17 protein-coding genes and 1 pseudogene are annotated in these 24,080 nt (G+C 42.7%); 7 read left to right on the plus strand and 11 right to left on the minus strand.

Translation table 11 applies throughout. The features are described from left to right. Nucleotides 1–60 precede the first annotated feature (60 nt). The 3 genes from ubiE (at nt 61) to V7K97_RS13765 (ending at nt 2,727) form a co-directional block, all read left to right on the plus strand. Entirely contained in the window at nt 61–753 is a 693-nt protein-coding gene (ubiE, locus tag V7K97_RS13755) for a bifunctional demethylmenaquinone methyltransferase/2-methoxy-6-polyprenyl-1,4-benzoquinol methylase UbiE (RefSeq protein ID WP_334801594.1), read from the plus strand. Nucleotides 754–968: 215 nt separating this feature from the next. Further along, on the plus strand, nt 969–2,204 hold the full coding sequence (locus tag V7K97_RS13760; protein WP_334801595.1) for a DUF445 domain-containing protein: 1,236 nt from the start codon (nt 969–971) through the stop codon (nt 2,202–2,204). 349 nt (nt 2,205–2,553) lie between these two features. Continuing rightward, nucleotides 2,554–2,727: a hypothetical protein gene (locus V7K97_RS13765; protein WP_334801596.1), complete on the plus strand. Its 174-nt coding sequence runs from the start codon at nt 2,554–2,556 to the stop codon at nt 2,725–2,727. Between the two features lie 31 nt (nt 2,728–2,758). On the opposite strand, the gene V7K97_RS13770 is transcribed toward V7K97_RS13765, so the two are convergent. From V7K97_RS13770 to topA, 7 genes are all read right to left on the minus strand, one after another. Next, nucleotides 2,759–2,977, minus strand: coding sequence for a toxin-antitoxin system HicB family antitoxin (locus V7K97_RS13770; RefSeq protein ID WP_334801597.1), 219 nt, complete (start codon nt 2,975–2,977; stop codon nt 2,759–2,761). A 6-nt stretch (nt 2,978–2,983) separates the two neighbouring features. Beyond that, entirely contained in the window at nt 2,984–3,406 is a 423-nt protein-coding gene (locus V7K97_RS13775) for a putative toxin-antitoxin system toxin component, PIN family (protein WP_334801598.1), read from the minus strand. Between the two features lie 196 nt (nt 3,407–3,602). After that, complete coding sequence (locus V7K97_RS13780) at nt 3,603–6,326, minus strand: HD family phosphohydrolase (RefSeq protein WP_334801609.1); 2,724 nt, start codon at nt 6,324–6,326, stop codon at nt 3,603–3,605. Between the two features lie 110 nt (nt 6,327–6,436). Next, nucleotides 6,437–7,381, minus strand: a complete 945-nt coding sequence (locus V7K97_RS13785; RefSeq protein ID WP_334801599.1) for an ADP-ribosylglycohydrolase family protein — start codon at nt 7,379–7,381, stop codon at nt 6,437–6,439. 166 nt (nt 7,382–7,547) lie between these two features. Further along, a complete protein-coding gene (aroQ, locus tag V7K97_RS13790; protein ID WP_334801610.1) occupies nt 7,548–7,997 on the minus strand; it encodes a type II 3-dehydroquinate dehydratase in 450 nt (149 codons plus the stop codon). A gap of 22 nt (nt 7,998–8,019) precedes the next feature. Then, on the minus strand, nt 8,020–8,160 hold the full coding sequence (locus V7K97_RS13795) for a hypothetical protein (RefSeq protein ID WP_292760363.1): 141 nt from the start codon (nt 8,158–8,160) through the stop codon (nt 8,020–8,022). 420 nt (nt 8,161–8,580) lie between these two features. Continuing rightward, nucleotides 8,581–11,232: a type I DNA topoisomerase gene (topA, locus tag V7K97_RS13800; protein WP_334801600.1), complete on the minus strand. Its 2,652-nt coding sequence runs from the start codon at nt 11,230–11,232 to the stop codon at nt 8,581–8,583. A 403-nt stretch (nt 11,233–11,635) separates the two neighbouring features. Here topA and V7K97_RS13805 point away from each other — a divergent pair, with 403 nt between their 5' ends. Beyond that, complete coding sequence (locus tag V7K97_RS13805) at nt 11,636–11,929, plus strand: hypothetical protein (RefSeq protein WP_334801601.1); 294 nt, start codon at nt 11,636–11,638, stop codon at nt 11,927–11,929. Here V7K97_RS13805 and V7K97_RS13810 read toward each other — a convergent pair. Then, nucleotides 11,914–12,495 carry a hypothetical protein gene (locus V7K97_RS13810; RefSeq protein WP_334801602.1) on the minus strand — a complete coding sequence of 194 codons (582 nt, stop codon included), beginning with the start codon at nt 12,493–12,495 and terminating at the stop codon, nt 11,914–11,916. The genes V7K97_RS13805 and V7K97_RS13810 overlap by 16 nt on opposite strands. 553 nt (nt 12,496–13,048) lie before the next feature. Between V7K97_RS13810 and V7K97_RS13815 the strand changes: the two are divergent. Next, nucleotides 13,049–14,071, plus strand: a pseudogene (locus V7K97_RS13815) (DUF6745 domain-containing protein). 197 nt (nt 14,072–14,268) lie between these two features. Here the strand turns inward: V7K97_RS13815 and V7K97_RS13820 are convergent. Continuing rightward, nucleotides 14,269–14,958, minus strand: a complete 690-nt coding sequence (locus V7K97_RS13820) for a Uma2 family endonuclease (protein WP_334801603.1) — start codon at nt 14,956–14,958, stop codon at nt 14,269–14,271. A gap of 524 nt (nt 14,959–15,482) precedes the next feature. On the opposite strand from V7K97_RS13820, the gene bchB reads away from it, so the two are divergent. Then, on the plus strand, nt 15,483–17,009 hold the full coding sequence (bchB, locus tag V7K97_RS13825) for a ferredoxin:protochlorophyllide reductase (ATP-dependent) subunit B (RefSeq protein WP_334801604.1): 1,527 nt from the start codon (nt 15,483–15,485) through the stop codon (nt 17,007–17,009). A 410-nt stretch (nt 17,010–17,419) separates the two neighbouring features. Here bchB and V7K97_RS13830 read toward each other — a convergent pair whose 3' ends face one another. After that, nucleotides 17,420–17,710, minus strand: a complete 291-nt coding sequence (locus V7K97_RS13830; RefSeq protein ID WP_334801605.1) for a DUF2281 domain-containing protein — start codon at nt 17,708–17,710, stop codon at nt 17,420–17,422. A gap of 378 nt (nt 17,711–18,088) precedes the next feature. Between V7K97_RS13830 and V7K97_RS13835 the strand changes: the two genes are divergently transcribed. Next, entirely contained in the window at nt 18,089–21,256 is a 3,168-nt protein-coding gene (locus V7K97_RS13835) for a plasmid replication protein, CyRepA1 family (RefSeq protein WP_334801606.1), read from the plus strand. A gap of 955 nt (nt 21,257–22,211) precedes the next feature. Here the strand turns inward: V7K97_RS13835 and V7K97_RS13840 are convergent. Then, nucleotides 22,212–23,195: a helix-turn-helix transcriptional regulator gene (locus tag V7K97_RS13840; RefSeq protein WP_334801607.1), complete on the minus strand. Its 984-nt coding sequence runs from the start codon at nt 23,193–23,195 to the stop codon at nt 22,212–22,214. Nucleotides 23,196–24,080 lie beyond the last annotated feature (885 nt).

The following is a 24,080-nucleotide window of genomic DNA, read 5'->3' on the forward strand; positions in this document are numbered from 1 at the left end:
CTTTGGCGGGGGTGGGGTTCTTCGGGTTTAATAAGCAATCAAGCGGACATGATATGACTAATGACTAACGAAATTCAGTCCATTTTTAACCGTATTGCTCCAGTTTATGACCAGTTGAACGACTGGCTGAGTCTGGGGCAGCATCGAATCTGGAAGGAAATGGCAGTAAAATGGAGTGCAGCTAAATCGGGAGATACTGCATTAGATTTGTGTTGCGGTAGTGGTGATTTAGCCTTACGTTTGGCACGGCGCGTGGGAGCAACAGGGAAGGTGTATGGGGTGGATTTTTCGCCAAACCTCCTAGAAAAGGCTAAAGAACGCTCACATTGGCAATACCCACAGCCTGCGATCGCCTGGGTAGAAGCTGATGTGCTAAATTTACCCTTTGACGACAACCAATTTGATGCCGCAACAATGGGCTATGGTTTGAGAAATGTTAAAGATATTCCCCGCAGTCTCCAAGAGTTGTACCGTGTTTTGAAACCGGGAGCTAAAGCCGCAATTTTAGACTTTCATCGACCGAGCAATCCTCAGCTACGTACCTTTCAGCAATTGTATCTGGACGGTTTTGTAGTCCCAGTTGCCAACTATTTAGGTTTAAAAGAAGAATATGCTTACATCAGCCCCAGCTTAGATCGCTTTCCCATCGGCAAAGAGCAAATAGAGTTAGCTCATCAAGTTGGTTTTGCTGTTGCCACACACTACCCCATTGCAAACGGTATGATGGGAGTGCTAGTAGTCAGCAAATTTTAGATTTGTAATTTTGGATTGGGGAGTGCGGAATAGGTAATGGCTAATGGAAAATCGTTAGTAGTTAGTGGAAAAATAACTCATAACTAATAACTGCCAATTACCAATCCCCAATCCCTAATTTCTAATCTAGAATCCAAAATCCGTCTTGGTGCAGTCGCCTGCGGAGGGAAACCCGTCCGCAGCGCTGCACCGCAAAATCCAAAATCCAAAATCCTGTGGACTGGTCTCATCTTTGGCTTTATGTGTCTCCCCCGGTACTGGGTGGAATTATCGGCTATTTCACAAATGATATAGCTATTAAAATGTTGTTCCGTCCTTACCGAGCAATTTATATTGCTGGACGAAAAGTACCCTTCACCCCTGGATTGATCCCCCGCAATCAGGAACGTCTGGCTAAAAACATTTCCAATACAATCATGGGGTCACTGTTGACACCACAAGAATTGCAAAATCTGGCGCGGCGTTTGTTGCAAACAGAACGCGTCCAAGCAGCAATTCTCTGGTTGTTGCGGCTGGCCATTGAACAAATAAAAACAGATCAAAACCAGAAAAGTGCCAAAATCGTAGCGGGGATTTTGCGGGATTTACTGGGGGAATCTTTACCAAGGTTACTCAAGATTTTAGCGCGGCGTGAAGATTTTTTGGAAGCGCAGATCAATCAAATTTTTGACCAGATATTGCTGGAATTTCAACTTAGTGAAGAACAAGCCACGCGCCTTGCTGATTGGTTATTGCAAGTAGTTTTACCACCGGATTTGCTGCGCCAAGCGATAGTTGATTTTTTGACCGATCGCACCATTCAAATTATCGATGAAGGCTTCCGCGAAAAAACCAGTGGGACTTATTGGGTAGTAGCAAATTTGTTTGGCTTACGTAATACTCTCACACGGCTACGAACTTTTTGCTTGGATGAAAAGGAGGCTACCAATACTCGCTTGCAGGAATTGACCCAAGATTTGCAGTTACGCGATCGCATTCGCAAATTACTGCAAAATTTATCATTACAAAACTTGCCAATGGGAACGGTGCGCCAACTCCGAAAGACTACCCGCGAAAGTGTCCGCCATTACCTGCAAAACAGTGGTAGCGATTTTTTACAAGGATTAACTGATTCTGTGGATTGGGAAAATATTGCTGTAGTGCTGCTGAATCGTCTTAGCACTTCACCTGTTGTCAGTACTTCTTTAGAAGTCATGAGTCAAGAGTTGGCTCTAATTTTAGATAAGTATTTAGAAAAAGATTTAGAAGTAATTGTGGCGCAGGCGATTCCGATTTTGTCGATAGATGAAGTGATAGTTGACCGTGTAAAATCAACTTCACCGGCTGATTTAGAAGCTGCAATTGAGGGAATCGTCAAAAATGAATTGCAAGCAATTGTAACTTTAGGTGGTGTTTTGGGTTTTGTTATCGGGTTATTACAGACAGTATTTTTCGTGTTGTTTCAACAGTAGTATAGTTAGTTATTAATGAATTTTTGGTCATTGGTATTGTTACCATATATATCTACAAAAAATCTAGTTAGGTGTCAATACTGCTCAGTTAAGGCAAAAAAATAAAAAATGTGTAGCTTGGGGAGCCACTGCGCCCTTGCGGTTTCCCGACTTGTACCCCTCCGGGGATCTTGCTACGCGTAGCGTCTCCCACTGGGAGAAGTATGTGGCGTTTGAGGAACGAAACCCAACATTTTGCGGGGTTTGTTGGGTAACGCTTAGGCTCAACCCAACCTACAAATATTCAAAACCTACGCAGTATTGAGTTAGGTGTACTTAAGGATTACACTGGAAAACCCTAGATGTAGATTTGAGTATTCCTGCTTTGATGAATGGAATATTTGGAAGTAAAAAATGGATGGCTGAACTTGCGAGAAAGGGTGGAAGTTCCACTTCTTTTGCAAAATCTGAAGCATCTCGACTGAATGGTACAAATCAATTAACAGCCAATATCAATGCAGTGAACATACCGAAAGTTGTATGAAAATTTAAGGGATAGTAATTCTGCCTTATTTCTATTCAGTCAAAGCATCAAGTTTAGCCAGTATTCTTAAACCTTCTTCTGGATTTCCAGTTGCCGCCATTGCTTTAAATCTTGTACTGGCATCAAATTCTGCTAGAGCTATGGTGGAAAGTTCTTCAATCAGCTTATTTACACTTATACCTTTAGCTTGAGCAAGTTCTTTTAATCTGTTGTGTTTTTCGTCTGGTAAACGAATAGTTAAAGTCGCCATTTTTGTTTAACTCCTAATAATTTCTTCGGGTTTTAAGATTGATAAGTTAGGAAATAACAATTCAGCATTTTGGAAATCTTTAATATTATGAGTGGCAATAATTTGAGCATTACCAGCAACCGCTAATTCAATTAAGTGGTTGTCAGCTTCATCTTTTAAATTAGGCCGCCATAAGTAGTAAATATAAATCCATTGATTTACGCTCATAAATGATGTAAGTAAAGCAGAAATTTCTACGCTTGTTAAAGGGCATTGGGCGATAATTTCTTCTCGCCCAATAACTGACTCATACTCAGTAAATAAAGCGTTTCCCATCAAAGGCTGATATTCGCCTTTCAAGCAGCGTCGAATGAGTTCTCTACTGGAACCCTTAGAGCTAATAAGCGCACTAATAAAAACGCTGGTATCAACTACAATTTTAATCGCCATGTAAACATGGTAGCATATATGCTATCACTAGTGCCCCAGTCAAAAAAAACTCTTCACAAGATTATCAACAGATATGCGTAGCCCGTCTTAGACATCGCATTACGAATTACGCACCGCACTACTAGTAAATTCAGGGGTATTAATTTAGTTCGTAGTTGCGCTTTAGCGCTAAAGCGCAACTACGAACCCCTCAAAACTAGCTTGACAGACTACTAGCCTTCAACTTCGGATAAGCAATGCGTTTGTGATGAAATTGCTGCCAAACATCCACAAATATCTGAGCAATTTGTGACATTTCTTCTCGTGTTAATCCTGAATCTACGAGTTGATTGTCTTGCCATTTGGCACGCAGGATATTATTCAGCATTGCTAAAGCTTGTTCGGTGGAGACATCTTTGAGCGATCGCTTCCCTCCCAAAGGTTTAGCCGATGCTTCAAGCGATCGCAGCGCTGCTTCACAAGAATCTGCTAACATCACAATTCCGGTTTCCCGTGATTGGGGAATCGGCCCGTCGTAGCGAAAATCTGCGTCGTCTACTGTTAAACTGGGATCTGACTGAGCCATTTGCTGGGCTTGGTGATGGAAATAGGCAATTAGCATCGTTCCCTGATGCTCTGGAATAAAAGCTTGAATCGCCGTCGGTAAAAGGTGTTTACGCGCCATCACCACCCCTTCAGTTACGTGCTTTTTGATAATTTCTGCACTCTTCCAAGGGTCTTTAATCTCAGTATCATGTTTATTGCCCCCCCCCATTTGATTTTCAATAAAGCTCAGGGGGTCGTGCATTTTGCCAATATCATGATATAATGTTCCAGCCCTGACTAGTTCAACATTGCATCCTAATTCTTTGGCAGCAGCTTCGGCAAGGGTAGCCACAAGCAACGTATGTTGAAAAGTTCCGGGAGTCTCAGTAGCGAGTCGTTTTAATAAAGGGCGGTTAGGGTTCGCCAACTCTGCTAGGCGGATTGGAGTAACTAAATCAAAAACTTTTTCTAGATAAGGACTCAAGCCCAAGGCGACAACACTCCAGCCTAAGCCAGATAAAGCAAATAATCCAGCTTCTTGGAGAACTATATACCAGGTTGAACCAAAGACTTGACCAATTAAGATTTTAACAATCAGATAAATGCTGCCCTGAGTTAAAGCGATCGCCACACCTAATAATGCTAATTCCTCACGCGATCGCAATCGTTGGGCGATGTAACTCCCTAATATTCCTCCCCCGACACCAGCTAAAAGCGCAGCCTTACTCATATCCAAGCTAATGCCTAATATCGGCAACAGCAGGCCGACAACTGTTAACCCCAAAGCCGGACCGTAGAAACTTCCCAACAATAAACCAAGGGCGCTCCAGGTTGTATAAGGGAATCCAATCGCGATCGCTCCTGGCACACTCAGAGTCAGCAGCAATACTAATAAGCGATCGCGTTGTCGCAATTCATAATCGATATGGCGTTCTACCCAGACAAAAATGCCAATAGCGATCGCAATAACACCTCCTAACTTCACCAACTCCTGCCATTTCACCTCCCGATGAATCAGGTGATAATGCTCCAGCACCTCAAAGTTCCATGCAGTAATTTGCGCTCCTTTTTTGACAATCACCTCACCATACCGTACCTTCACCATCACGGGTGGCACCCCAGCCGCCGCCTTTTGAGCATTTTGTCTCGTTTGTTCTTCATCTTTTTGCAGATTCGGCTTGAGTACAGCTAACAACAGCTTCTTTGCCAAAGTTTCAGCGTCTTCTGGTACAAAGGACTGTAATTGCAAACTCACCGCATCTTCTAAGATATTTTTTGGCAGCCCTTGTGGGATGCCTTGGGTAAGAATTCGCTCTGTACTCTCATGGATTCCCCTTTGTGTTTTTTCCCACTCCGCATCTAACAAATCCAAAAGTAGGGATTCCTCATATACTACTTCTGAGCTAACAGTCTCTAACTTTAAAAGTTTGGCAGTGGCTTGGGTGTATTTTTGGCGTGTTTGGGAAATTTGGGCAATCAGTAAGGATAAGTTTTTCTCAGAATTTGTGAGGCGGTAAGATTCTAGTTCTGCTATGGCTTGAGTAAAATCAGTGTTTTGAGAGAAATCAACTGGCTCTGTCTTTTCTGGATTCTGTGAATCGGATTTGGGTTTTATGGGCGGTTGGCGTTTTTGATTGGGTGCAGCTAGAGATGATGGATGTGATGAGGCGGGGGTTTGTCTATTCTGCTGATTTTTACTATTTTTTACAGCCAATAGCACGGCTTGCCATTCCGAGTCAGGACAAGAGCGGAGGTAACGCTGGCTAGAGATGGATAAAACTACAGGATCAAAAAAAGGAAAAGCCCCAGCAACGGTGCGAATTTCGTTGCCATCATCCAGAAGTTGTTGTAAATTTTCCTTGATTTGTTCGTTCATTCGCGCATCAACCATCAACACTTGTAAGGAGCTATTACTGACGGCTTTGCGCTCGGCTTCTGTTTTTTTCTGATCTTCGATGCTAGCTGTGTAAGGCGCTGTAATTGTCTGCGGCGCGGTATTTCCTACTTGGAGTTGCGTCTGGTTATATAATTTATGCCCAATAACACCTGTAAGAGATACTATAGCGATCGCCAAAATTACCGAGTAACGCTGTTTATATGCCCAATCTAAACCGACTGCATAAATACTACTCTTAGTTTTGACCGATTTTATCTTTGACCTTAGCGCTCTTTCTTGTTTTCGGCGATGCTTACGGTGGGCGACACCGACGCTTTTCTCATTGGTTTTTGATAAAAATAGGAATATATTTTTGAGCATAGTCCTTAGAAGTTTCCTTCTATGGCTTTTACCTTTGGGGCTTCTAATTAACTTTCCCTTACGGCGTAGTGCTTTGGACTGTCGCCGCCAGTGAGTCAATTGCTGGTTCAATAACTGCAAAAATTGCTGCATTTTTATTATCTCTGCCTGCAATTGCCGACTTTGATACCTCAAAACAATATAATCATCAGGGAAATTTGATCTGCGGCTACTGCAACTACGGTGACGGGCGCTAATTACGAATATTGTTAGCGCGACCGAATAACGCGAGGAGCTGCGTAAACTGAAAGCGGAGCAACTTCATATCCTTCTTCTGTTAACTCCCTTGAATTTAAGGTAAGATCATACATTCCTGACCACACCGCCACAAATGCATCGGTCAATTTTAACATTTGCGAAAAACTAGTTAATCCCCATGCTGGAGAATTCCTTTGCAAGAGCAAGACTTGCCAATTTACGGGAATCCCACCAGTACCGTTATACGCTCCTGATAAAGCACCAGTAATTACACCTGTCGCCTGTGAGCTTAGAGGGGTAGCATCTTGTACTTGAGAATTACCATTGTGAGTAGCCCGCAAAACTGCAAGGCGAAAGTCTTCCAAAGTACTCAAAAAGCAGTAAAATGCCATAGCAATAGTGTTACTGAGTTGTTCTTCTCTAGCAAACTCAGCTTGTGCCCTTGATAATCCAGCTCCTTGCTCTAATAAATTCTGGACTCTTAAGAAGTTTTTTGGTATTGATGTCGGTGTTTCTCCGAGAAAAGAAATTGTTTGCGGGATAAGGGTTAGGGGGTCGAGTTTTTCAGTCAAGGCAAGAGCGATCGCATATCCCACTGCTAGTGTTCCATCCCTTACTACTGGGTCATCTTCCCAGATTTTTAGCACACGTAGCAAGTTTTGTCGCAGCTTAATCGGATTTTCGTGAAAAAAGAGTGCTACTGGTAGTGTAGAAATAATTATTTTTATCGAGATGTCATCAGTTGCTGCTAAATGAAGAGATTCTTGTTGCTGACGCTCTATCCAATCATCTAAATCTAATCTACCCGACGCAATTAAACTCTGGATACCCAGAACCGCCATTCTGCCCAAATCCAGGTGACTCTGAAACTGTATTTCACCACTAGAAGCTAAACTTTCCCCCAGGAATGCTCCGAGTAAAGTACCTTTGAACCGACTTATAGGAGAGTAACGCATAAATTATGTAGTTAGGAGTTAATGAAAGATTGCTAATTCCTAACTTTACTACCAACGACCAATTTCTAACTCCTAACAGACGCGATTAATCTCTTGTACAGACGCGATTAATCTCTTGTACAGACGCGATTAATCTCTTGTACAGACGCGATTAATCGCGTCTCTCCTAATTCTTAACTCTTAAATGATTTACCAAAGCTTGTAAGCCCAACAAGTAACTTTCAACGCCAAAACCACTTATTTGGCCGATGGCGACTGGGGCGATGTATGAGTGATGGCGAAAATCTTCCCGGCGGTAAATGTTACTCAGATGCACTTCTACTGTAGGTAAGTTGACAGCAGCGATCGCATCTCGCAATGCCACACTTGTATGGGTATATGCCCCTGCATTAATTAAAATCCCCTCATATTGCCCTAATGCGCCATGAATAGTATCTACCAAAATTCCTTCATGATTTGACTGCAAAGAAAAAACTTTCGCCTGTAGCTTTAATCCTTCTTCTTCTAACAGGCGGTTAATTTCAGCTAGTGTCAACGAGCCATAAATTCCTGGTTCTCGCTGTCCTAGCAAATTTAGGTTTGGCCCATGCAATGCCAGAATGCTTAAGGGTTGCAAAGTTGAGTTCAGCACTTTGGGGTTAGTGGCGACGCCGTGAGCGATCGTTCACAGGAATCGGAATCAGTTCCGGTTCCGGTTCAGCGTCTGGCCCTAACAGGCTCTCAATTAGCCTACGAGCTAATTCCTTCAGCTTTTCCAGCACCTTTTCTATATAGTCCATGAACAGACCGCTCCTGAGATACTACCTCAATTTTTGATTCGCAGGTACGCAGAAAATGGCATATTTTCGTACCTCTGGATTCCAACCGGGTCCAAACACAATCCCCTATTTGGGACATAAGCCAGTTCTCAAATTTGGCGTTGTGTTCTCCCTTACCTTTTAGACTATCACACTTGCAACCTACCGAACTGTATCCTATCAAGGATGGGTATCAAGGGTCAAGAGTTAAGGAACGGACTTCAGACTCTTAACTACGAATTTTAGATTTTGGATTTCGGATGAAAATAATTTTGGGGTTCATCCCCCGCCCCTTTTAGGCAAAATAAATCTAAAAGACGCTCCTTCTCTGCGAGACGCTGCGCGAACGTCGCTAACGCTACGCTATCGTCAATCTAAAATCCCAAATTAGCTGACTTGCAACTAGCCTTCTGTGGGCTTTTTTTTCGTAGTGGTTGTTGAGGACTTAGCAGTTGACTTAGATTTAGAACTTGTTGATTTACTCGTTTTGCGAGTAGATTTCCCGGTGGATGCCTTAGCAGCCAACAAGTTCAGCGCCGCCGCCAGAGTCACGTTTTCTACCGATTCACCTTCTGGAATACTCACATTTGTTTTGCCATACTTGATGTAAGGGCCATAAGGTCCATCGTAGATATTAATTGTTTCCCCATCCTCTGGATGCGTACCCAATTCGCGTAAGGCTGCCTTGGACTTGCTGTTAGTAGAATTACGTCCCTTTTTTGGTTCGGCTAATAATTCCAATGCACGCTCTAGGCTAATTGTCAATACATTATCAGCCGCTTTCAGAGAGCGGTAGTCTTTCCCCTCCTTACCCTGGTCATGAACCACATAAGGGCCAAAGCGTCCCAAACTTGCTTGGATTTTGCCGCCAGTGACTGGATGAACTCCCAATAGTCGGGGTAGTGCCAATAAACCAACAGCCATTTCCAGGGTAACGGTTTCTGGGGTGACACCTTTAAGTAGGGAGGCTTGTTTTGGTTTGGGGTTTTCGTCGGTCTTATCGCCCAATTGGACATAGGGACCGTAAGCCCCAATTTTCACATAAATCGGTTCGCCAGTTTCGGGATGACGACCTACCTGGTCAGGTCCAGTGATTTTTTGCCGCAGCAATACTTCTACCTGTTTGGGGTCGAGGTCAGCTGGTGTCAGGTCTTTGGGAATTGAGGCGGTGATCACTCCGTCACCATTTTCGACTTCTATGTAAGGGCCATATTTACCAATGCGGACTTTGGCATCTAGATTCTCCAGTTCTACAGTCCTAGCTTTGGTGGCATCAATTTGACTTTCACGTTCTCTAACTAGGGTTTCTAGCCCTTTTTCTCCTAGATAGAATTTCTGCAAGTAGGGTAGCCATTTCGCTTCACCTGTGGCAATGTCATCGAGGGTTTGCTCCATCTTTGAGGTAAAACTGGGATCAACGATGTCTGGAAAATGTTTTTCCAGCAAGTCTGTGACGGCGAAAGCGGTGAAGGTGGGAATGAGAGCGTTAGCCACCAAATGGGCATAACCCTTGTCGATGATGGTGCCAATGATGCTGGCGTAGGTACTAGGACGACCGATACCTTCGCTTTCTAAGGTTTTCACCAAAGTTGCTTCGGTGTACCTAGCTGGCGGTTGGGTTTCATGCCCAACTGCTTCCAGTTCTGTACAATTCGGATGATCTCCCACTTTCAGATTCGGCAAAATTACTTCCTGGTCTTCCAGTGCTGCTTCCGGGTCGTCTGAACCTTCAACGTAGGCACGTAAGTATCCCGGAAATTCAATGCGTTTGCCAGAAGAACGAAATCCCGCATCCTCAACTTGCAATTGCACAGTAATTTGAGTTTGGCGAGAATCAGCCATTTGACAGGCGACAGTCCGCTTCCAAATCAAATCGTAAATGGCAAGTTCCCGACCACCCAAAGCAGTTTCTTGGGGGGTGCGGAAGGTGCTACCTGCTGGACGAATTGCTTCGTGTGCCTCTTGTGCGCCTTTGGATTTGGTGGTGTATTGCCGGGGTTGGGGACTGAGGTATTGTTGACCATAGAGCTTTTCTACACAACTGCGAGCTGCTGCGATCGCTTGATCTGACAAATGTACCGAATCTGTCCGCATATAGGTAATATACCCTTGCTCGTACAAATTCTGGGCAACCCGCATGGTGTCACGGGCTGAAAGGCGCAGTTTCCGGTTAGATTCTTGTTGCAACGTCGAGGTGGTGAACGGTGGCGACGGTTTGCGCGTCACTGGGCGTTCCTCGATGTCGTTAACATTCCAGGTTTTACCGGTTAGGCGTTCCTTGAGCGCTACCGCTTGGTCAACGTTTAGCAACAAGACATTGCGACCTGCGGTAATTTCTCCGGTCGCTGCGTCAAAATCGCTACCGTTAGCGATTTTAGTTCCTCCCAATGTTACCAACTGAGCGCCAAAGGGGGTTTTTTCCTTTGACAAACTAGCTTTCAAATCCCAGTACGTACCCTCATGGAAAGCGCGGCGTTGGCGTTCCCTAGTGACTAAAAGCCTCACAGCTACAGATTGCACTCGCCCAGCAGATAATCCCCAGGCGATTTTTTTCCATAACAGGGGAGACAGGGTATAGCCGACGAGTCGATCTAAAATCCGCCGGGTTTCTTGAGCGCGAACCAACTGCTCATCAATATTGCGGCAGTTTTTCAGAGCTTTTTTAATCGCCTCTTGGGTTATTTCGTGAAACACCATCCGCTTAGTGGGAACTTTTGGCTTCAGCAGTTGGTATAAATGCCAACTAATGCTTTCGCCTTCCCGGTCTTCGTCCGTTGCCAGAATCAGTTCATCTACATCCTTGAGGGCTTCTTTCAGCTGGGTGACAATTTTCTTTTTGTCTTTCGGGACAACATAAACCGGTTCAAAGTCGGCGTCCACATTTACCCCTAGCTGCGCCCACGTTTCCCCCTTGACGGCAGCAGGAATTTCACTAGCTGACTGGGGTAAGTCACGCACATGACCCATAGACGCCTCTACCCGATAGCCTGCTGGCAGGTAGTTGCGAATGGTACGAGCTTTGGTTGGAGATTCGACGATGACGAGTGTTGACATGGAAATTCCAAAAAAAAGAATAGCTACTAAGCTAAACAGTCAAATTGAGTTAATTTTTGCAAATTGTCAAGATCAAAGGTCACGCTTAGGGCGGTGATTTAATCCTCACATAAACTGCCTGCTTGGGAGAAAATTCGCTGAACTTAGTGCCCAGTCTATCCCAGAGGATAAATGAGGGTACGCTGGGTGTGAATTTCCAGCTATTTTAATCTTTAACTTATCTAACGCATAATTGGCGACTACAGTTTTTAAATAAGTGGGGATTGGGGAGTGGGGGATGAGGGAGATGAGGGAGATGAGGGAGAGTCTAATGCCCCACTTTAATAGAGCTTGTGCCAAAATTAAATCAAACTTGAGAGCAAAAGCGAAGTGGGGTTTGTACCCATTTCAGGAAAGCAGAACTATGCAAGCAATTCGTCAGGGTGATGTGATCTTACTACCTGTGCAGCAGGTTGAAGGACAAAAAATACCTCATTTAACTTTGGCAGAAGGCGAAGTTACGGGTCATAAACATCGGATTACTGAGGGCAAGGCAGAATTATCTGAAAAAGATGGCACACTCTACTTACGTGTTTTTTCAGATTCGGCATTGCTAGCTCATGAGGAGCATAAAGCTATTTCTATTCCCCAAGGTGACTGGATGGTGAAAATTCAGCGAGAATACGAGCCTGAAGGTTGGCGTTATGTCGCTGATTGAGAAGTTGGTTTTACTAGCTTGTTGCTTATTACTTTAACAGCGTTGTACGCAAGATCAAACGCTAAGAGTGATAAATATGTTTGCAGTGGCAAAAAGCCCACAATAACTGCTAAGAGTGTTACAATTTCAAGTATTGGACGGTATTCAAATATCCGGAATTTTTTTTGATTAGAGAAAGTATCGAGATATTCATCAAGCACTGCTGCACACGTTAGAATTCCCAGTGAAAGCCACTGAACTTTAAGTAAGCGAAAATCAGAAAGTATAGTACCTAATATTCCCGGCAAAAGCAATGCTATCAATCCCATTATCCTAAAGGGCCAGTTGTCAAATTTAGACATGAAGGTGACACCGATGACAATGGCAAGGAGTAATTCCGCAGAGTAGCTATCAACTCCCATGACAACTCCCATAACTACTCCAACACAACAAGCTATAATCCAAGCAACTTCTTTACTAAAAACTCCAGCATCATATGCCTGGTCAATATATTTAAATCCACCTCCTATAAAAGCAAATGCACTAATAATTGCAGAAGAATAAACAAAGCTATTTGTTATCAGCATTTTTTGTTTTCCTTGATTGAGTAATTGTGAAAGAAAAATCTTGCAAAACTATAGCAATCCGATTTAATTTCTGAATCACTCGTAAATACAGGTAACTCTTAAAGTAAATAGACACGTCCTAAATATAATCCAGATACCAAAAAATGGTAGAAAGTTAAATTAGCAGTCTAGCAACTCTAGTTAAAAATGTGTAATGACGGAAATATGTAGTCAGTGCGTATAGCGGTTTCCATTCAGATGCGGTACAACATTAGGACTTACGCACAGGTAACGGAAAACGAACCACAGAGGACACAGAGGTCACGGAGGAATGAGAGTTTAAGAGGGTTTTTGCGTAAGTCCTAAACATTACATCACGAGGTGTAGGGGCACGGCAGTGCCGTGCCCCTACGGGTGTACCTCACGTAAACGAGAACCGCTATAAGTCCTGTTTGTTTTTAGTAGTTTCGGGTCGTCGGGTCGTTTCCAGGTTGAACCTGGGAATGAGAAATGCGCTGTTAAATAACGGTGGGTTACACTTCGTTAACCCACCCTATAATTTAGTGTTAGTGCAATGAGTGAGATTATTAGCGAACTGACTCCTGAAGAAGAAGCTTTAATTCCGGTTTATCGCCAGAAGTGGAGGGCGATCGCGCTTTCAACAGAGAAGATAAATAAGAAAAAAGCTGTAAAATCGGTAAATAAAGTCTACGCTTTAAATGATTTAGCTAAACCTGAAATTATATTTATTGATAGTCCTGCTGCTATATCCTCAATCTCGTTTAATGTATGCATAGAACCAAGAGGATAACTAGATAACTACCTTTCAAGTCAGTTTCGCAATCAACTTGAGAAATCTCTTTGGAACCTAATTTCGGCAAAGTTTTTTTGTGCTATCAACACTGACCAAAAAATATTAAGATATTTATATTCTTCACTAGAATATTTCATTGTACAACAAAGATTTCAAGTAGATGGGTATAAAAATTTTGAACCAAAATACTGGTTGGCTTATAGCTGTTTATTTGATTTTTGTATTTCTGTTTTAAATTGTGCTTATCCAGCAAGACATTTGCAAGCTGTGCAGGATGTAGCTGAATATTGTGGCTTAATTTTTTGTTCAGAAAGTCTAGTAGTTATCTGCGATCGCCCCACAAAATTATCTTTTGACAATCAAAATCGCCTCCACGCTGAAGGCGAACCCGCTATTGAATTTATTGATGGATATAGCTTGTACTCATACCACGGTGTAACCTTGCCGGAAAAATATGGTAAAATGCACCCGCAGCAATGGCAAGCTGAATGGCTTTTATCAGAGGAAAATGCCGAACTACGGCGAGTATTAATTGAGGGTATTGGTTACGCCAGAATTGGCGAAGAATTACAAGCTATTGAATTAGATAATTGGCAAGAATATACGTTATTAAAAATTGATGCTGATGTTGATGAAGAATCAATTTATTTATTAAAAATGACTTGCCCTAGCACAAGCTTTATTCATGCCTTGCGAGTTCCACCGAATATAAACTCAGCGCGTGAAGCAATTCGCTGGGTAAATTGGGGTGTAGATCCAGAAGAATTTGGTGTGCAAACATAATTGCTTAAGAGGATGTTTCAAAAGTTATTAGTGATGTATCAAATTCTTTTAGATCCCCCTAAATCCCCCGATAAATTGGGGGACTTTGATCCAGTTCCCCCCTTTTTTAAGGGGGGTTAGGGGGGATCAATAAGTGCAAAGATACAGCCAACTACTTTTCAAACAACCTCTAAGGGACTTCCCCTATTTACAATGGGTTAATCACTACCTAATTTCTTAATAAAATCTCCATGTTCAGCAGACTGCAAACCTGCTTGTAAAACCTTCAACACACCCTGCATATTACCTGCTAATAACTCCGTCGCCGCTAACCACAACCCTGGAAATACCCGACTTCGCAAAACGCCTTCATTATCAGCTACTAATTCCAGATATTCACCCTGTTCCAGAGAAAACCAAGTCAATTTTTGGTCTAAAACTTGCCAAACAATATATTCTTTAACACCGTTGCGACGATAAGCCTGTTTTTTGCCATGAAGGTCAATAGCCGCACTACTAGCAGCAATTTCCACAACTAACTCTGGCGCACCTTCAATATAATCATCTTCACTCAGCCGCGTTTGACCACCTGCTTCCGGTACAATCAACAGAACAACATCGGGTTGAGGTTCGTTATCTAAGTCTAAGCGGACGGTAGGTTCAATTCCCAACGCTACACCAGGAGTTGCAGCTTCGTAAGTACCAAGGCATGTCAAAATCCAACCATGCGGTTGACCGTGACTTCGGAAACGCAGAGCAGCTGGCATAATATAGACAATCCCTTCGATTAATTCAGCTTTTTTCAGGTTGGGAGTGGCATTATAGCGACGCTCAAATTCGTAGCGGGTAAGTTTATCGCCATTTTCCAAAGGAGGAATTGCCAAAGGCTGGGAGGATGTTTTCACCATAATTGTTGTACTGAAAATGAGCTTGTGTATATCCTAGCGAATTAGGTAAAAACGCAACTGACTAGGGAATGAGGGACTTCTGACCTCTCTCCTAAAAGGGGACAGGCTTTGAATCTTACTCCCCTTCCCTTGCAGGGAAGGGGCTGGGGGTTAGGTCTAATTTCCCGAAACATTAAGATTTTTTTACAAAACCAACAGGAATATTGTTTAAATTGATAGCTGAATCCTAAGCAGTAAGTAGGTTTCAGCCATATCGCCTCTCCTAAAACCCGCAACAAACCTTATTTTTTTTCAGCCAGCAGGTTTGAGAAAATCAGAAACGATTTAATAATCAAGCACTTATAAGTAAATGGGCTGAATTAAAGATAATACCTCTCTCCAAACCTCTCCCCTTCTTTATCAACGACACCCTGGGCGATGCCTAGGTTGGTAAACTACGCACCGAAGGGGTTGGTGGTAAGCTCTATCTGATATTTTTTACGCCCACTTACTTAGTTATTTCTGTTTAAAAGGGAGACACAAACATGAAATTGGCTTACTGGATGTATGCTGGCCCAGCCCACATCGGCACTCTGCGAATCGCTAGCTCTTTTAAAAATGTTCATGCGATCATGCACGCCCCCATTGGCGATGACTATTTTAACGTCATGCGCTCTATGCTATCGCGGGAGAGGGATTTTACTCCGGTGACAACCAGTGTCGTCGATCGCAACGTTTTGGCACGCGGTTCCCAAGAGAAGGTGGTAGATAACATTATCCGCAAGGATGCCGAGGAACACCCAGATTTGATTGTGTTAACTCCCACCTGCACCTCTAGCATTTTGCAAGAGGATTTGCACAACTTTGTGGAGCGATCGCAGTTGGAAGCAAAAGGAGATGTCATGCTAGCGGATGTGAACCACTACCGCTACAACGAACTGCAAGCCGCCGATCGCACTTTGGATCAAATTGTCCAATACTACATTGAAAAAGCCCGGAAGCGGGGCGAATTACCAGAGGGCAAAACTGCAAAACCCTCAGTTAACATTATCGGTACTACTACCCTCGGTTTCCATAACAATCATGACTGCACCGAACTGAAACGGCTGATGGCTGATTTGGGAATTGAGGTAAATACCTTAATTCCCGAAGGCGCTTCCGTGAATGACTTGAAAAAGATGTCCCAAGCCTGGTTTAACCTGGTGCCTTACCGTGAACTCGGTTTGACTACAGCCCTTTACCTGCAAGAACAATTTGGCACACCTTATATAGACATTACTCCAATGGGTGTAGTGGAAACTGCCCGTTGTATTCGCAAAATTCAGCAGGTAATTAACGCTCAAGGCGCAGAAGTTGACTATGAAAACTTCATCAATGAGCAAACCCTCCATGTATCTCAGGCTGCTTGGTTCTCCCGTTCCATTGACTGTCAAAACTTGACTGGCAAAAAAGCTGTGGTTTTTGGTGACAACACCCACGCCGCCGCTATTACCAAGATTCTGGCGCGAGAAATGGGGATTCACGTTGTTTGGGCTGGCACCTACTGTAAATATGATGCAGACTGGTTCCGCGAACAGGTTAGCGAGTATTGCGATGAAGTGCTAATTTCCGAAGATCATGGTGCAATTGGGGATGCGATCGCTCGTGTCGAACCCTCTGCCATTTTCGGCACCCAAATGGAACGCCACGTTGGTAAGCGTTTGGATATTCCCTGCGGCGTAATTGCTGCACCAATCCACGTCCAAAACTTCCCCATTGGTTACAAACCATTTATGGGTTACGAAGGCACGAATCAGATTACAGATTTAATCTACAATTCCTTCACTTTGGGAATGGAAGATCACCTATTAGAAATCTTTGGTGGTCATGATACCAAAGAAGTTATTACTAGAGGGATTTCTGCTGATTCTGATTTGAATTGGACAAAAGATGGTCAAGCAGAATTGAATAAGATTCCGGGATTTGTGCGTGGGAAAGTGAAGCGTAATACTGAGAAATTTGCCCGCGATCGCGGTTTCAAAGAAATCAACGCTGAGGTATTGTACGCCGCGAAGGAAGCTGTCGGGGCTTAGATTAGCGGGTTAGTGATTCTTAATAATAAAGGGCATATCTTAAGGAATGCCTTTTATTATTACTTATTCTGACTTCAGCAGACGAATAAAGCCAGCTTGTTCAAAGTGGTGATCTGTGGTTAATGCCTCTTTAAAGCTTGGAAACAATCGCAACTATTTGTTAAATGTTAATTATAATTTTTACGTGCTATTCAGTAATAATTTCAGTTAACAGAATATAAACCTAGTGCAGCACTCATAAATTTAATTGTGATCGCGGTTTCAAAGAAATCAACGCTGAGGTTTTGTACGCCGCCAAGGAAGCTGTAGGCGCGTTCTAAGTATAGCGAGCTATTAGCTTATAAGTCATCTGGTAACTGTATTATTAATGTCTTCGCTATTTTATTTACCGTTACTAATCTAGTCAGCACTTATTCAGATTGCACTACTAAAACTTTCCCACAATACTTAACAGGCAAACCCTTCTCTAGTTCGCCGGGTTGCCAATCATAAGGTTCATAGCTACCCAAATTTGATAAGTCGCTTTCTAGCCATCCCGCATCAGATTCTTCATCTAATTCTTCAGTGACTACAGATAACTGAAATTCTTGACGATTCTCCTTTCGCCACTCTAGAAACTGTACAAAATCTAGAACTTCCTGCTGTGCATTTTCTGGAAGGCGTTCTAGTTTCTCTAAAATTTTTTCTTTGAGAGAATCCATGCTTGCATACACTTTCATCCCCGGTCTTAAGCACGGAATACGGCGCTGTGCGCCTGTTCCTCCGGGGCTTTCAGACTCCCGTTAAATTCTTGTAAAATGTTACCCTATAGCGATCGCTGCGGCAACCCCTCTAGCGATCGCATTCCTTCACGCAGAAATTTACTGATAAACAAAAATTAAAATCGAACAAATATCACAATACAAAATTATTACTTCGAGGATTTAATAGGCAGAATAACCCACTAGAGTCTTAACCGATGTGTCTCCGATTACGAGGTAAAAAATACATCATTAAAGCATCGCAATATCCCGTATAGAAAAAAAGCAGATGCGTGTTAGTGTTTTAATCTCATTGACTTTCCATTCGGGCTTTTCCCTATGCATCTGCACTATTTACACCCCCAACACCTTGAAGAATTAGTCAAGAGTAGTGGTATAGACTTACACTTAGTGCAACTCAATTTTAAGTCACTCCAAGGCGTAACCGCTTATGAGTACCTATTGATTTCTGAGCTACTCCCCCGCACCAATACCGGAATGGTGAAAGCTGGATGGTTGCAGCGTTATGCTCATGTCACTGAAGGTGGTTGGTGGTGTTCGGGACTAGACCCTTTGAATAATTGGCAAATGATGGAATGGGGATGCTTTAAGCCAAACCAACCCCGACAGAATCACAATGGCAAGTCTATCAAATACGAGCATCCCCCCAGCACACCAACGCGGGTGTTTTGTTTGCGCGTAACCTTACAAGTGTGGCAGCAAGTCGCTGGGCGTTACAATCTGGTCATACCTGACAATATCACCATTACTCCTGATGGGGAAGCTAGAGGCTTTTGGCAATGGGTGATGCAACAGAATATTCCCCTCATCATCTGCGAGGGTGTAAAGAAAGCAGCCACATTGTTGACGCAAGGATATGTAGCTATTGCCATTCCCGGAATTACTAGTGGTTATCGGGTTGTTAAAGATGAATTTGGCAAAGTTACTCGTCGTCAGCTAATTCCCGATTTAGCCGCGTTTGCGATTACAAAACGTAGCTTTTACATTTGCTTTGATTTTGAAACTCAACCCAAGACAATTGCGGCTGTAAATAATGCGATTTCTCAACTTGGTTGTTTATTCCAGCAAAAAAATTGCCCCGTTAAAGTCATTGAACTTCCAGGAATAGAAAAAGGGGTTGATGAATTTATTGTTGCTAAAGGTGCAAGTAGTTTCGATAAAGTTTATCGGCAAAGTGTTGATTTAGAAATTTATCTGGCTCAAACTAAACCCCACACCGAGTTAAGCATTCCGGCTGCACTCACATTCAACCGTCCTTATATAGGTGAAATACCTTTTCCCACCTCTGGATTAGTCGGAGTTAAATCAGCAAAAGGAACGGGGAAAACTACAGCACTACAAGGCGTTGTTCAGCAAGCGAAAAATAGAAATCAACCTGTTTTATTAATTACTCACAGAATTTTACTCGGACGATTTTTGTGTGAAAAAATTGGTATTAAATGGGGAACACATAAAGAAGATGGGGCGAAAAGTATTGATAAAACACTTGCCCCGGCTCCTCCCATCCTGCGCTCTCCCTTGACTCAACAATCTCTTGGCTTATGTGTTGATTCGATTTGGAAACTTAACCCGGAAAATTGGCGGGGAGCAATAGTAATTTTAGATGAAGTAGAGCAATCTTTATGGCATCTATTAAACAGTAATACTTGTAAGCACAAACGGGTAAAAATATTAAAGTTATTCCAGCAACTAATTGCTACAGTCTTAACCAGTGGAGGGTTAGTAATTGCCCAAGATGCTGATTTATCAGATGTTTCACTTGAATATTTACAGGGATTGGCGGGAATTAAATTAACTCCTTGGGTAGTTCTTAATCAATGGAAACCTCAGCATGGTTGGGATGTGACTTTTTATGATTCACCAAATCCTACACCCCTAATTCACCAACTGGAATTGGATTTACTTGCTGGACGTAAATGTTATGTTACTACCGATAGTCGGGCTGGGCGTTACAGTTGTGAAACGATTGAACGTTATCTAAAAGAGCGCTTACAAAAATTACGGCGACAATTTCCTAAAACTCTGGTAGTTAGTAGTCACACTACAAATACACCTGGTCACGCAGCAGTTGATTTTATTGCAGCGATTAATCAAAAAATATCTGAATATGACGGCGTTTTTGTTACCCCTAGCCTGGGTACAGGAATTAGTATTGATGTCCAACATTTCGACCGAGTTTATGGGATTTTTCAAGGGGTAATTCCTGACTCGGAAGCAAGACAAGCATTAGCAAGAGTGAGGGATGATGTACCGCGTGTTGTCTGGTGTGCTAAACGAGGTATTGGCTTAATTGGTAGTGGGAGTACAAATTATCGCTTGCTATCTGATTGGTATCAGGAAAATCAAAAAGAAAACTTAGCCTTGCTGAGTCCATTACATAAAATAGATGTGGATTTACCTTTAGTTTATGACCCGATTCATTTGCGAACTTGGGCGAAGTTATCTGCAAGGGTAAATGCTTCTATTCGCCTCTATCGGCAATCAATGCAAGATGGTTTGATTGCTGATGGCCATCAAATTCAGATGCGGAGTAATGCGGTTCATAATAATATTATTAGAGATTTGCGTCTAGCATTTTTGGCAACTGATGCCAATGATTTAGCTACCCGCAGAAGATTAGTTTTAGAAATTGTCAAGGTTCAAAAAGATTGGGCACAAAGCCGTCAAAAAGCTAAAGAAATTAAACGTAAAATTAAAGAGATTAAACAGCAAAATCAACTCTCGGTAGCAACGGCTGTAGCCAATGCTAAAGATATCGATTATGTAGAATATGAGCAGCTATTAGTGAAGCATTCCCTAACGGATGGAGAACGCAACCAAATCAACAAATATATTCTCAGACAAAGGTATGGTGTAGAAGTTACTCCTTGGCTGAAATTGCAGGATGAACAAGGATATTATCGTCAACTGTTAATTCACTATTATTTGACTCACGAAAGCGAGTATTTTCATGTTAGAGACGAGCAAGAATGGCATCAGCAATTGTCTTGGGGTGAAGGGAAAGTTTTTCTCCCAGATTTAAAAACTTATACCCTCAAAGTTGAGGCGATGAGAGCTTTAGGAATGCTTCAGTTTCTCGAAGCAAAACGTGAATTTACTGAAAATCATCCAGATTTGATATTGCTGAAAAATGTTGCTTTTCAGCATAGTAAACATATTAAAAGAGCGCTTGGTCTTAATTTAGTCGCTGAGAAAGAGCAGGTTTCAGCAATAAAAATACTCAGCCGACTGTTAAATTTGTTGGGTTTGAAGCTGAAGCGAGTAAATGAGGTTTATCAAATTGATTTAGAAACGCTATATGATGGCAGGGAAAAAATATTTGCTGTTTGGCATCAACGAGATGAGTTGATGTTGGCTCATGTTAAGAGTGTTGGTTATGAGTTGCCTGATTATTCTTCAGACTGGAAGTTTGAAATTATGCAAACGAAGCCTGAAAAGGTAGAACAGAGATTATCTACGCCTACTCTGCCTTTATCTAAGATATAGCGCTTCTGGGTTGAGTGTAATACAGACCTAACCCCCAGCCCCTTCCCTACGTTCGCGTAGCGGCACGAAGTGCGGGAAGGGGAGTAATATTCAAAGCCTCTCTCCTAAAAGGAGAGAGGTTTGGAGAGATTTGACACTCCCAGCCCTAAAGGGACAGGGATTCTTGAAGAGTCCAAATCTGAACTTTCAATGGTGCTGGCAAAAACACCCTAGACACTCAAACCAACTATTTTTTAATGCTGGCATTGTGCTTACTTTTCCTTTATCTTTCAGAGTCCACAAAATTGAAAAATAATAACTACTCCGCAACCTGCCATTATTTGCCCTTTAACTATTCCGAATCGAGTCGGATATGTCCGTTGCCGGGATTTCTCCGTACTAGGTTGTTTCCTCGTAGCTGCGGTTATTCCTACTAGATGTACTTCATTCTACCATTTTCAAGGCAGTTAAAACTGCCGTTTGCTTCTACTCAGGGCTGAAGCCTCTGAGCTTGTCAGCAAATCGTGTTTTTTCTTGTCAAAGTGTATTGCTTCCATTCGATAACCGCTATATAGCAATCCTAAATTATTGGTGATAAACAAGATTACCGACTTTTCATAGAAGCATTTTAGGGTTTGTAGTAAGGACTTTAGTCCTGACTACGAAATTGCTTACCTATCAATTTAAACTTGACAGGTTATATCACAATACGCTTGGGTTAAGGGCTACTGGCAACAATTTTTGGTTTTCGAGACGCGATAAATCGCCGTCTCTACAAGTGTTTTGTTGCTCATTCTGAACTGTATTGGGTTATATCATGTCCGCTTGATTGCTTATTAAATCCGAAGAACCCCACCCCCGCCAAAGCTACGCTTTGTCTCCCCTCCCCGCTTGCGGGGAGGGGTTGGGGGTGGGGTGTAATGACTGTGGTTTACATAACTAATTATACGGACATGATATTATTACTGAGGAACCTTTAATTTTTACTGTTTTCATCTGATGATAATTTTTCCCATATCTTCTCATACTCTTTTTTAATTTCATCAGCTAAGTTTTGTGGACTTAATATTTGAGCATTGGCTCCATATTTTAAGATGCGTTGACGAAACCAAAACCAATAATCTACTGTTGCTTCGATGTCAGAGAAATTTCTTTCTGGATCGCTGTAAATAATCGTTTCATCCTTGCGTCGAGGTTGATAATTAGATAGTTGTCCACTCGTGCGATAGCAGATTTTTAATGTGGGAAAGTCACAGGATACCCAATGAGTATCGGATGCAGCACCAACACTGGCGATTTTGTCAAGGCGAAAGATATGATTTTGGTCGATGTTATGCCAATAGTCAAACCGCCAAGAACGCCAATCAGGGATAAATGCAAATAGGTAGAGAACACCATCGTGCGATCGCAGTTCTGAACGATCAATATCCCAGATTCGTCCTTCTCCTGGTTTACTTTGATAGCGAATGGTATAACGACATTGTTGCACAAAGCGTTCTTGCAGTTGGCGAACGATAATATCTAATTTATTCTCGCTATAGTCAACGGGAGGACTAAAATTAACTTTAATAAAGGCTGGAATATCCGACTCTGTTAAGTTACCGATGCGTTGAATTTGGCTTGCTTGCGCCGAAAAGCCCATATCAGCCAGGAAATATGCAGCTACTGCAAGGGCTTCTCGCTGTTCGGTAGACAGAAGTACGGGGAAATTTGATTCGACTAGTTCGTAGGGGCTGTGAGTTCCGCTTTTAATTTCAATACCGCAGTCTCTAAGTTTACGAATCGTGCGGGTAAGTTTTTGCTTAACATCAGCATTATCAGCAGATTTACCGTGTTTTTCTAGAAAAATTGAGAGTAAATCTGCTAATTCTTCCCGCCGCCGTGACTTTTCGGCTAGAAGTCTCAGGATTTCCAGAGTAAAGGCGATTTGGTTGTAATTGCCGTCACTTTTGGAGGACATATTTTAGGAAGATACAAGCAAGAAATATTGCAATCAAAAAATGATTATAGCGGTTCTCGCTTGGGTCTACTACAGTTTTGACCTCTCTCCAAACCTCTCTCCTACAAGGAGAGAGGCTTTGAGTCTTACTCCGGTAAAGTCATTAGACAAGCATGCAAAAGTCCCCTAACACCCCACCCCCAACCCCTAAGAGCTTGCGGGGAGGGGAGACTTTGACGTAAGTTAAAGGCGGGGTGGGGTTCTTTTTTTGATTTATGCAAGAAGTCTATTATTTCGGATGTTATTTTCTGCGATCGCTTTCTTAGAAGTTGTTTGAAAAGTGGTTAGCTGTAATTTTAGGCACTTAATGATCCCCCATTAATGATCCCCCCTAACCCCCCTTAAAAAGGAGGGAACCGGAGTCAAAGTCCCCCTTTTTAAGGGGAGCCACTGCGTTGGGCGGGTTCCCCGACTTGAAGCACGTGGCGTGGATTTAGGGGGATCTCTAAGGGTTAGGCGTATACAAAAAAACTTTTCAAACAACCTCTTACAAGGAGAGAGGCTTTGAGTCTTACTCCCCCTTCCCTTGCAGGGAAGGGGGCTGGGGGGTTAGGTTTTTGAGTACTGAATCGATGTTTTAGTAAAATTCGTTTCAATTATGCTATCTCAGCTATCGTTAAATTATGGGCAAATATAGCGGTTCCCATTCAGATGCAGTACAACGTTACATCACGAGGTGTAGGGGCACGGCAATGCCGTGCCCCTACGGGTGTACCTCACGTAAACGATAACTGCTATAAGTTGCTATAAGTGTGAAGTACTCCGGCTTGCTTCGCTGAAGCCGGAGCTTCAAAGATAACAACCATCATCGTTTCGCGTCTCATTCGTCGTTGCCACGTTGGGTAT

Source organism: Nostoc sp. (assembly GCF_036917815.1).
GTDB lineage: Bacteria > Cyanobacteriota > Cyanobacteriia > Cyanobacteriales > Nostocaceae > Nostoc.

Bases quoted from the DNA above. Each gene is read 5' to 3' on its own strand.
- V7K97_RS13835 (WP_334801606.1), top strand. From the start codon at position 18,089: ATGCATCTGCACTATTTACACCCCCAACACCTTGAAGAATTAGTCAAG.
- V7K97_RS13810 (WP_334801602.1), bottom strand. From the start codon at position 12,495: ATGCTGATAACAAATAGCTTTGTTTATTCTTCTGCAATTATTAGTGCA.
- V7K97_RS13805 (WP_334801601.1), top strand. From the start codon at position 11,636: ATGCAAGCAATTCGTCAGGGTGATGTGATCTTACTACCTGTGCAGCAG.
- V7K97_RS13770 (WP_334801597.1), bottom strand. From the start codon at position 2,977: ATGGCGACTTTAACTATTCGTTTACCAGACGAAAAACACAACAGATTA.
- V7K97_RS13785 (WP_334801599.1), bottom strand. From the start codon at position 7,381: ATGCGTTACTCTCCTATAAGTCGGTTCAAAGGTACTTTACTCGGAGCA.
- V7K97_RS13830 (WP_334801605.1), bottom strand. From the start codon at position 17,710: ATGGATTCTCTCAAAGAAAAAATTTTAGAGAAACTAGAACGCCTTCCA.
- ubiE (WP_334801594.1), top strand. From the start codon at position 61: ATGACTAACGAAATTCAGTCCATTTTTAACCGTATTGCTCCAGTTTAT.
- V7K97_RS13820 (WP_334801603.1), bottom strand. From the start codon at position 14,958: ATGGTGAAAACATCCTCCCAGCCTTTGGCAATTCCTCCTTTGGAAAAT.
- V7K97_RS13775 (WP_334801598.1), bottom strand. From the start codon at position 3,406: ATGGCGATTAAAATTGTAGTTGATACCAGCGTTTTTATTAGTGCGCTT.
- bchB (WP_334801604.1), top strand. From the start codon at position 15,483: ATGAAATTGGCTTACTGGATGTATGCTGGCCCAGCCCACATCGGCACT.
- V7K97_RS13795 (WP_292760363.1), bottom strand. From the start codon at position 8,160: ATGGACTATATAGAAAAGGTGCTGGAAAAGCTGAAGGAATTAGCTCGT.
- V7K97_RS13840 (WP_334801607.1), bottom strand. From the start codon at position 23,195: ATGTCCTCCAAAAGTGACGGCAATTACAACCAAATCGCCTTTACTCTG.
- topA (WP_334801600.1), bottom strand. From the start codon at position 11,232: ATGTCAACACTCGTCATCGTCGAATCTCCAACCAAAGCTCGTACCATT.